The 9,346-nt window shown below is 60.4% G+C and carries 5 protein-coding genes and 1 pseudogene; all 6 read right to left on the reverse strand.

The features are described from left to right. Nucleotides 1-186: 186 nt before the first annotated feature. Nucleotides 187-702 carry a 4'-phosphopantetheinyl transferase family protein gene (locus tag EGI20_RS14535; RefSeq protein ID WP_498630669.1) on the reverse strand — a complete coding sequence of 172 codons (516 nt, stop codon included), beginning with the start codon at nt 700-702 and terminating at the stop codon, nt 187-189. Nucleotides 703-721: 19 nt separating this feature from the next. Next, nucleotides 722-4,750, reverse strand: coding sequence for a non-ribosomal peptide synthetase (locus EGI20_RS14540; RefSeq protein WP_498632347.1), 4,029 nt, complete (start codon nt 4,748-4,750; stop codon nt 722-724). A 95-nt stretch (nt 4,751-4,845) separates the two neighbouring features. Further along, nucleotides 4,846-6,026: pseudogene (locus tag EGI20_RS14545) on the reverse strand (IS3 family transposase). Between the two features lie 295 nt (nt 6,027-6,321). Further along, on the reverse strand, nt 6,322-6,948 hold the full coding sequence (locus tag EGI20_RS14550) for a hypothetical protein (RefSeq protein ID WP_498632348.1): 627 nt from the start codon (nt 6,946-6,948) through the stop codon (nt 6,322-6,324). A gap of 21 nt (nt 6,949-6,969) precedes the next feature. Further along, the gene (locus tag EGI20_RS14555; protein WP_498632350.1) at nt 6,970-7,413 is read right to left on the reverse strand and encodes a hypothetical protein; all 444 of its coding nucleotides are present in this window, start codon (nt 7,411-7,413) and stop codon (nt 6,970-6,972) included. Nucleotide 7,414: 1 nt separating this feature from the next. Further along, on the reverse strand, nt 7,415-9,346 hold a 1,932-nt coding region (locus EGI20_RS14560), incomplete at its 5' end, for an AICE element replication initiation protein (RefSeq protein ID WP_498632351.1).

Genomic DNA, 9,346 nt, shown 5'->3' on the forward strand with positions numbered 1-9,346 from the left:
CCAGGCCAAAGACTCTACGCCACTGAGCTGGGCTTGGGTCAGACGAAATAGCCACGGCTCAAACAGCGCTGCGCCAGCCACAAGTCATTGCCGTTTCAGGCCAGCAATTTAAGGCGATAACGGTCGCGATTGGGAAAGACACCCCACTACCAGAGGCTGTGTATAGATGCGGAAAAATAGAAAAAATCAGTTGCTTGACGAAGCCCACCAGCACAAAGGGCGCGGCCGGTCGGCTGCGATACTCAGAGGCACTCCACCACGCCATAGCGTCAGCAGCCAGCCTTGCGGAAGCCGTTGCCAGGAAGCCGTGGGCCATCCAACCCAAAGCGTCGAGGGCGGGATTTCCAGACCGGTGCCCATCAGCTTGAGGCAAGCTTCCTTGCGCGTCCACAAGGCAACACATGCCCGCTGGTCGGCTCTGGCCAGCCCCGGCCGCTCGTCCGGATGCAGGATCAACTCAAGCATCCCGGCATCAATCAGCCCCGGCTGCGGCTGCTCGACATCAATGCCCACGGCCGCATCCTGACACAGACCAACGCAACACCACCCGGCCGTCGAACTGCGGCTGACGCCGGCCGGCACCCATGGCAGGACGGATATCAGCTGCTGACATAACTGCCGTGCAGCCCGCCGGGCATCGGGGCGAAAATCCGGTGCGGCCTCGTACGCGAGGACAAGGCTATCCGGCATCAGGGCCGACATGCCTTGCCCATGAAGCGGCTCAAGCGACATAGCCCATCCGGCCCTGATAGTTCTGAGTGATCACAGTCACCACCTGTTCGACACCACTACGCACCACATCCCGATGTTCTAGGTCAGTCAGTACCCGTTCGAAACGGGCAAACCTTGAAGGATCGAAACCGTTGTACTTGCGGTGGAACAGTACGCCTGAATTCCGTATCGTCAGATCGGAAACGACCAATGTGACATCCAGCCGGCAAAGCTGCAGCTGGATGGCCGAAAGCTCATTAATCAGCAAGTGCCAGCGCAGATGATCGACCGTGTGTGCCTGCCATTGCACTGCATCTGCGGGCGCCTTGCGCAGACGCCGTACAATGGCAGCCGGAATATCCTGCGGATTTTGCAGTTTGCGCACCACATTGCGCCAGGTCTGCGCATGCCAGCGGCGATCCATCAAGGCGGGCGCCAGCGTGTCGAGCAGATAGACTGGCGCCGGCTTCACCATCTTATCCTGAGCCAGCAGCGCCAGTACTCCGCCCAAGGAGAAGCCCACCACGGCAGACAGGCGCGCTTCACCGATGGACTGGACGCACGCTTGCAGACTGCTGACAAAGTGGGCCCGCAGATCCTGCGATGGCGCATCGGCCATGATCTGTTCCACATTAACAATAACGACTGCATCCTCAGCGGTCAGACGGTCCAACAATACCCGGCTCAAGTGGAACAATTCGGACATATTGCTGGCCGCGCCGGGGATCAGCAACAGCACATGAGTGGCATCGGCAGGGCCCATCCAGCTCATCAGCGCATGCCCTCCACCGCCTGCCGACCTCAGCAGGGAACACAGATGGCCAAAGCGTGGGTAGGACAGAAATGAGCCAACATTGAGCTGCCAACCTTGCTGGCGCAGACGCGCCAGCAGTTGCATGGCCAGCAAAGAAGAGCCGCCCGCCTGCAGAAAGTCGGTCGTGTCATCTTCCGGCATCCGCCCTAGGCAGTACTGCCAGGCGGCCATTGCATGGTAGCGTACCGACACATCCGTTACAGAATCCGGCACATCGGATACCAAAACCGGCATGGCCGGCGGCAGACGGCGCATGGGCTCCAGAGGCAGTTCGCATAGTGATTCGAGCGCGGCCTCGAAGGCGCGGGCCAGCGCCGTCACATGACCGGCATCAAAAGCCGCCTGTACCGCTTCGATACGCGCCGAGATTCCCAGCTCGCCAGTCTCCAGATGCAGGCAGACGGCAAAACGCGACAGAGTCTGCGGCACATGCAGCCATTGCACCCGCTGATCGCCTATCTGCAAGGCCTGATGTGCATCCTGATGCCAGGTCAGGGCAAACTGATAGGGCTCAAATGCCAGAGAGGGAGACAAGATCCGCAAAGCCTGCGCGACAGCATCTGCACTGGCAAACCCCCCACCCTGCGCCGCCAGTACCGCCTTGCGTACCCGCTCCAGCGCAGCCGGCCAGGATTCTTCTGCACGCCGGCCCGCTTCGATCAGGCGCAGATCCAGACAATAGCCGACCGGCTCGAGCAGGGCCGCCTCGTCCCGGCGCGAGAAGGGGGTCAGTACGAAACGCCGCGTCTCGCCGAAACACTGTTGCAGAGCAACACCCCATGCCAGCAGGCAGGGGATGAAGGCGGTCGAATCCAGCGCCCGGGCCAGTTCGCCCAGCCGGGCCTGCAATGCGCAGTCCAGCGCAATCACCTGCTCGCCGCCAGCTGCGGGCAGGCGGGCCAGAGGAATGGTAGAGGGATCCAGCGTCTGTGCCATCTGTAATGCCGTCGCGTGGATTTGCGCCTCGTCCTGCCACTCGCGCCCGGCAAAGGCCCGGATCGAACCGACAGATGGCAGAGTTTCCCCGCGCAGCAGGGCATCGAGCTCACGCAACACCTGATGCACAGCGACCTCATCGATCACATAATGCTGCACCGTCCATACGCACAGCAGCCGACCACCCGCCAGCGGCCAGCAATCCACTCGCATCGCCCCTTCCAGCGGATCCATGGGCCGATAGATGGCGTCCAGCAAGGCGGCTGGCCAGTCACCCTTGCCGGCAGCCCATGCCAGCGGCGCATGCAGCTGCCACCACCCTTCGGGCAAGTCGGTAGCGATACTGACCTGACTGTCGCCCACACGCACCCGAGCCCGTAGCAAGGGGTGACGCACCCCCAGCCTGGCAAAGGCCTCGGCCAGACGGCCCGGCTGCATGCACTCGAACAGCAGTGCGGTCGGCACCAGATAGGCCGCGGCAGTCTCAGCTGCCAGACTGCCCCGCAATACCGCCTGCTGCGAGGCGGTCAGCGCCAGCGCCTCGCCCACCACCTCCGCCTCGAGCACGCAGGGTGCGGAGGCCAGCCATTCGGTCTGTTCTGCCAGACGGGGGCTGTTCAGAATTTTGATCGCTGGCAGTTCGCGCCCCAGACGCTCGCGGATCAGCGCAGACAGCTTCACCGCCTGCAAGGAACTGCCACCCAGCCCGAGGAAATCACTGTCCGCAGCCCGCACCTCCACCGTCAGCACCTGGCGCCACAAATCGGCCAGCTGCTGCTGCGCCGGCGTCAAGACGCCTGCTGCAGGCATCATCTGCAGCGTCTGGGCCAACTGGGCCACCAAGGCCTGCCGGTCGAGCTTGCCGTTGAGATTGACCGGCAGCTTCGGCAATGCCAGCAGCCGCGCGGGCATCATATAAGGCGGCAGACGGGTCGCCAGCTCGCGCCGCAAGGCGGCCTCGTCTAGCGTTCCACCAAAGGCCGCCAGCAATTGCCGGCTCGCGGCATCCTGGCCATCCACCCAGGCCACGGCTTCCTTCACCCCCGTGCAGGCCAGCATGGCCTGTTCCACCTCATCCAGTTCTATCCGGAATCCCCGCAGCTTGACCTGCCGGTCCGCGCGCCCGACAAACTCGTACAGGCCATCGCTCCGCCGCCGTACCCGGTCACCACTGCGGTACCAGCGTTGCCCGTCGAACTCGACAAAACGTTTGGCCGTCTCCTCCGGCTTGCCCAGATAGCCGAGCGCAACGCCCTCGCCGCCCAGCCACAACTCGCCGGTTTCCCCTGATGCGACCGGCTCCCCGTTGTCGTCCATCAGTTGCAGCAAAGTGCCGCGTATCGGACGGCCGATCGGCACATCGCTGCTGTCGTCCGCCACATCCGCCGCACGGATACGGTGGCATAGGCTGAAGGTCGTATTCTCGGTCGGACCATAACCGTTGATCAGCTGCAGGCCGGGGCAAGCGGCCATGGCGCGGCGCAAATGCCCGGGAGATACACGCTCGCCACCGGTGAACAGCTGGCGCAGCCCAGAAAGAACGCCGGGCGCATCATCCACCAGCATATTGAACAGCGCCGCGGTCAGCCAGGCATCGGTAATCTGCTTGCTTTGCAGGAATTCGCCCAGTTGCTGCAGATCGGGCAAGGCCAGACCCTGCACCACACAACAGCCCCCGTTGAGCAGGGGCGCCCAGATTTCCAGCGTGGAGGCATCAAAAGCCAAGGAAGAGAGCAAGGCCCAGCGGGCCTCAGCATCGAAGCGGGCATAGTCGGTCTCGCAGACTAGGCGGAACACGCCACGGTGGGGCACGACCACGCCCTTGGGCTCTCCCGTAGAGCCGGAAGTAAACATCGCATACAACGGCGCATGATCATCGACTTCGGGCCATACCGGCAACGGCGCAGCACACGCCTGCACCTGCTGCGGCACCAGTACCCGTACCCCGGGCATGGCCTCGGCCACATCCGGATCGGCCAGCAGCAACAGGGCATTGAGCTGGGTCAGGACTTTCTCGCGCCGCGAGGCCGGCGAAGCCATATCCAGCGGGACATACACCGCGCCGCAACGTGCCACCGCCAGCATCGCCAGCACAGCATGGATGGAGCGCTTCATCAGCAGGGGTACCCACTGCCCGGGTTTGATGCCTTCCTGCATCAGGCGTCCGGCCAACCCGGCAGAAAGTCCATCCAGTTCACGGAAACTCAGCGTCCAGCCATCCTGAGTCAAGGCAGCCTTGTCGGCATACTGCAAAAAACTGGCCTCCAGTCTGTCGAGTAAATAGCTCATCCTGCCTCTCCATGGGGTCCGCACTGAGTACACAAACCAAGTATTAGGTAACCATAGACCCCCTGAGGTTTGTGTCAATCACGGACACCATGAATTCAAACGGATGTTAGCTTATGCCGTTCAAATGCAACCGCAAATACCGCCGGTGCAAGGTCATTCAGGCGGGAATGGCGGCGCTGGCGGTTATAAAACACCTCGATATATTCCGTAATGTCTGCCTGTGCCTTTTCCCGGGTTTTATAACGATGATGGTGTATCAATTCGTTCTTCAATGAGCCCCAGAAGCTTTCCATTGGCGCGTTGTCATAGCAGTTCCCGCGGCGGCTCATCGAGGGCCGCAAGCCGGCTTGGATGATCTGCTTTTGGTAGCTGTGGGCGCAGTATTGGCTTCCCCTGTCCGAGTGCATAATGAGTCCTTTGGTTGGGCGCTTATGCGCCAGAGCCAGCGTTAAGGCTGCGCTGACCAGCTCTTTCGTCATGCGCAAGCCCATGGCATAGCCTACGATCTCACAGGTGAATACGTCCTTGATGCCGGCCAGATATAGCCAGCCGTCCTCGGTCGGGATGTAGGTGATGTCACTCACCCACATTTCATTGGGGCGCGACGGGGTAAACTGCTGCGCCAGTAAATTGGCTGCCACGGGCAAGTCATGGTTTGAATTGGTAGTGGCTTTGAATTTACGCACCTGAATGCAGCGCAAGCCCAGTCTTTCCTTTGTTTTGCGCACTTGCCAGCGCGTGATGGTGTGGCCTTGGCCGAGCAGTTCCTTGTGCAGACGGCGAGTGCCATAAGTCTGGCGCGTCTGATTATGCGCGGCCCGTACCGCGACTTCATGCAGCACCTTCTGTTGCTACCCTAGTGATGGCTTTCGATTCAGCCAGTCATAGAAGCCGCTGCGAGAGGTCCCCAGTACGCGGCACATCAGGGTAATGGGGAATTCGGCATGATGTCGCTTCATGAACGCGTACCTGGCCATGACTCCTTGGCAAAGTACGCGGTGACCTTTTTTAATAAATCTCGCTCCATTCGCGCCTCAGCCAACTCCCGGCGCAAACGGGCAATCTCGATATCTTGCAGCGCCGCAACCGAAAGACCCGCCCCGTTAGGTGCCTTGAGCCGCCCCTTTTTTGCCAGCCGGATCCAGTTGCCCAATGTTTGCGGCGGTAGATTTAAAGCCGCTGCGGCCTCGACTGGTGACTTGCCCTGTTGCAAAACCAGCTTGACTGCTTCCGCACGAAATTCAGCCGTATACATGGCTTTTGGTATCTTGCTCATCCCCACCTCCAAGTTCCAATTTAACAGAGTTGAAGGTGTCCGTTTTTTTCAGCATGCCTCAAGGGGCGCTTCTTGGCCGAATTGGACAGGGCAACCCAAGGCAGATCAACTCCCAAGCCAAAATCACCAACCACCAAACTGCCTCCGGTCATCAAGGCGGCACCAATCATCGGCACCTAGCAGCCGGCTTCCGCATTGCCTGATCCACTGCCGCAGCGCCGAGCGCTCGGCATATGCTACGGCCGTGTATCGTCCATGTTGGGTGGCGTTGCGGCTGCTTATGGCCTTACCGATTTCAGTTTTCGGGCCGGTGGCACGCGTCCACGGCTGCCATTGCCGAATCAGTTCGGCCTGCCTCGCCCTTCGTTCCGGGGTCCAGCCATTCGTTCTGCGCATCTTTTTCCTCCAATAGTTCGTTTGACTGCCTGTCGGATTTTTTCCCGCGCGCGGGCGTGTGGTTATTGACCTGCTGCGGTCCACTGGTGATGTTGGCTTGTTTGGCGAACACTTTTGGCGTCGGCTGTTTGATCTCGGCCAGCGCCTCGACAGTGGCACGACACTGCGCCTGCGCCTTCAGCGCCAGCTTGAGTTCAAGTTCGCGGGCGCTTGCGTGTGGTGCGACCAGTGCACGCCGTGCCTGATCCTGAAACAGCAGATCCAGGGTGACAGCCTGAGCAGCCAGCATGCGCTCCAATGGCGCAAGCTCACCAGCGCTGACCTGCTTGCACAGAGCCTCAATGGCCTGCACACAACCAGGGGCATCGACGTTATCGACGCCGAATAGGCGGCCAGCCAACTGGTTGGCGGTAACACCAGCATTGGTTTCGCTGTGCAGTGCGCCGCGGGCAATCGCATCTTGCGGAGTCTCATCGGGCGTACGCTTAAACTCTAAATTACGCGGCGGATGACCCGGACTGTTCATCTTGTTGATCCTTCCGATATTTCAGCGTTTCGCCATCGCCCGCCGGATGGCAGCCTCGGCTTCAGCCAGTGCGATACGTAGAGCCTCGGCGTCCGGCGCTGACTCGGCGACGATGGCAAAACGCTCGTGGATGCGCTCAAGCAAATCTTCAATATCGAGCAGTGCGCCATAGCGCTCGACCAGCGCAAGCACCAACTCTGTCAGGTCATCACCGCGCACCGTGCCACCATAAGTCCCCCCACGTGCATCGACCAGCCGGAAGGGAAGGACGGTATGCGCTGATGGTCTAGGTGGTTGTGGCGCCAAATCGTTGGCAGTCGTCAGCTCGGTAATGATTGCCGGCTTGTACTCGCGGATGAACTGGCGGATGTCGTCGGTCAGGTAACCCGTGGCTGTCAGCTTGTTGGCGCCGGATAGCGTAACTACCACCCCTGCCTGCCTCAAAAAGTCGATGGCAGCAGGCATGCTAGAAATCCTCCACGCCGTATATGGCAGCGTCAGGTTCGATGAAAGTTTTTCCAGAATCAAACTTCACCATCTTCACAACTTCACGCGATCCATTCATTTCGCACCCCTCAGCGTGAAGTTGTGAACTTTGTGAGGTTTGATACAGCAATTTTTCTCGTTCAGTCGTGCGCTCGATCCGCCAGCGCGTACCCTCCCTCCGCGAAATAGACAAATCTTCGCGGGCATCGATACCAACCATGCGCAAAGCCGGCGCAATCCGCTTCAGTTGGTTGGCCAACCCCTTGCCAGACTTCGGCCATGCGTCACAGCGGTCGGGACGGTACTTCTCAAGCCTGGACAACAAGTCCTTCAGCGTACCGGCAAAGAACTCGTTGTCGCCGATGTACTCGCGGATCGCCATCCCGACTGGTGATGCCTCCAGCGTGCGCTCGATGTTGCCGACCTCGCTTTGCCGATACAGCCTAGCGAAGTCGTCAGGGTCTTTGCCTTGGGCTGCATACATTGCCATGCCCAACAAACAGAAGTCAGCCATTCGCGGCCGGCGCTCCGGGGCGAGATCGACCTTCGGCCGCTCGCGCAGTGTCGCTACAAACAAATCCAGCAACGCACCAAACAGCCGGCCATACTCGGCGTCGAAAGCGGCGTCCAACTCTGCACCGGTCGCGCGCGCTGTGATGCTCGGCAGCTCGACCGAAATCGTGCGGCTGACCAGGTCTTGTGCCGTCACCACTGCAGCGATGCCATTCAACACAATCGGCCGCTTCACTTCGATGGTTGCTTCCTCGGAATCTGTGTACAACTGGCGTCGCGCGAAACCGCCTCCTGTTGCCAGCGTGCAAAAGGCATCCTGCATCTCTGGCGACAAGTGCGACAAGTTCTCATAAGACACCAACAGGCCGGATGCGGCCGCTACAAACACGTCCTCTCGGGTTTTGGGTGCCGCACGCAAGTTCACATGATTCGGGTCAATCAGGCGGCGCAGATACGTTTGCGCCGTACTCTTGGCACTACCCTGCTCGCCAGTCAGTTCCAGCAAAGGATAAGGTGTATCCGGGCGCAGACATTCCAGTAACCACGCTAACACCAGCGGGCGCGCGGCTTCCGGAATATTGACGTACGGCCACAGCGCGTCGAGGTTTCCTCCCTCCACTGGATCGGGAAGCGGTCGCATTGACTTGCTGCGAATGAATAGAACCGGCGATTGCTCGATGATCTGCCAGCCCTCGGCGCTGACCTCAATCACACGCCAATCGTCGTCGCCCAAGTCAATCAAGTAGCTGTCATCATGCTTGGCCACCCGAACGTGCACCTCGCGCAACTCACCTTCATGCCGGCCGATACCTGTCAGCACGGACAATGCCTCTTTGACCGCCTGATCGCGCACGGCCTTTTCGGTCGCCCGGTAAAACGATGCACTTAACCAGTCGCGAAAGGTAGGCGAGGCGATCTTCCACGCCTGATTACTGCCGTTCAGTTTGACGAACACATCGCCGTCCTGGTTGCGGTACAAGATGCAGTTGGATTGGACATGGCGTACCAATGCAGTCGATGCCGACCCACTGCCGGTCGCAGGTTCGTCGTCAAGCTCGACCGACTCCGGCAGTAGCGCCATAGCATCAATCATTGGTAGGCCGGCCAGTGCCTCCGTGCCGTGCAGTGGCAGCCAGTCGGCCACATCACCGCTCTCGGACAAGCCCAACTGATCTGTCTCGACTACCCGGATGCTCGTGACACTGCTAACCTGCAATGTCTGAATGACATCGATTAGCCAGCGATGCCCTGCGGCATCTAAATCCGGCCATACAATCACACGCCGGCCAGCCAGCGGCGTCCAGTCGGCACCCCGAACACTGGTCGCAGATCCCGAAGTCATCGCCAGAACACCGACGTCTGTCAGTGCCGCCGCGCACTTCTCGCCCTCGACCAGCCA

The organism is Aquitalea sp. S1-19, assembly GCF_024343515.1.

What these genes read in the sequence shown, in the direction of transcription:
- EGI20_RS14535 (WP_498630669.1), bottom strand. Translation starts at nt 702, where the DNA reads ATGTCGGCCCTGATGCCGGATAGCCTTGTCCTCGCGTACGAGGCCGCA.
- EGI20_RS14550 (WP_498632348.1), bottom strand. Translation starts at nt 6,948, where the DNA reads ATGAACAGTCCGGGTCATCCGCCGCGTAATTTAGAGTTTAAGCGTACG.
- EGI20_RS14540 (WP_498632347.1), bottom strand. Translation starts at nt 4,750, where the DNA reads ATGAGCTATTTACTCGACAGACTGGAGGCCAGTTTTTTGCAGTATGCC.
- EGI20_RS14555 (WP_498632350.1), bottom strand. Translation starts at nt 7,413, where the DNA reads ATGCCTGCTGCCATCGACTTTTTGAGGCAGGCAGGGGTGGTAGTTACG.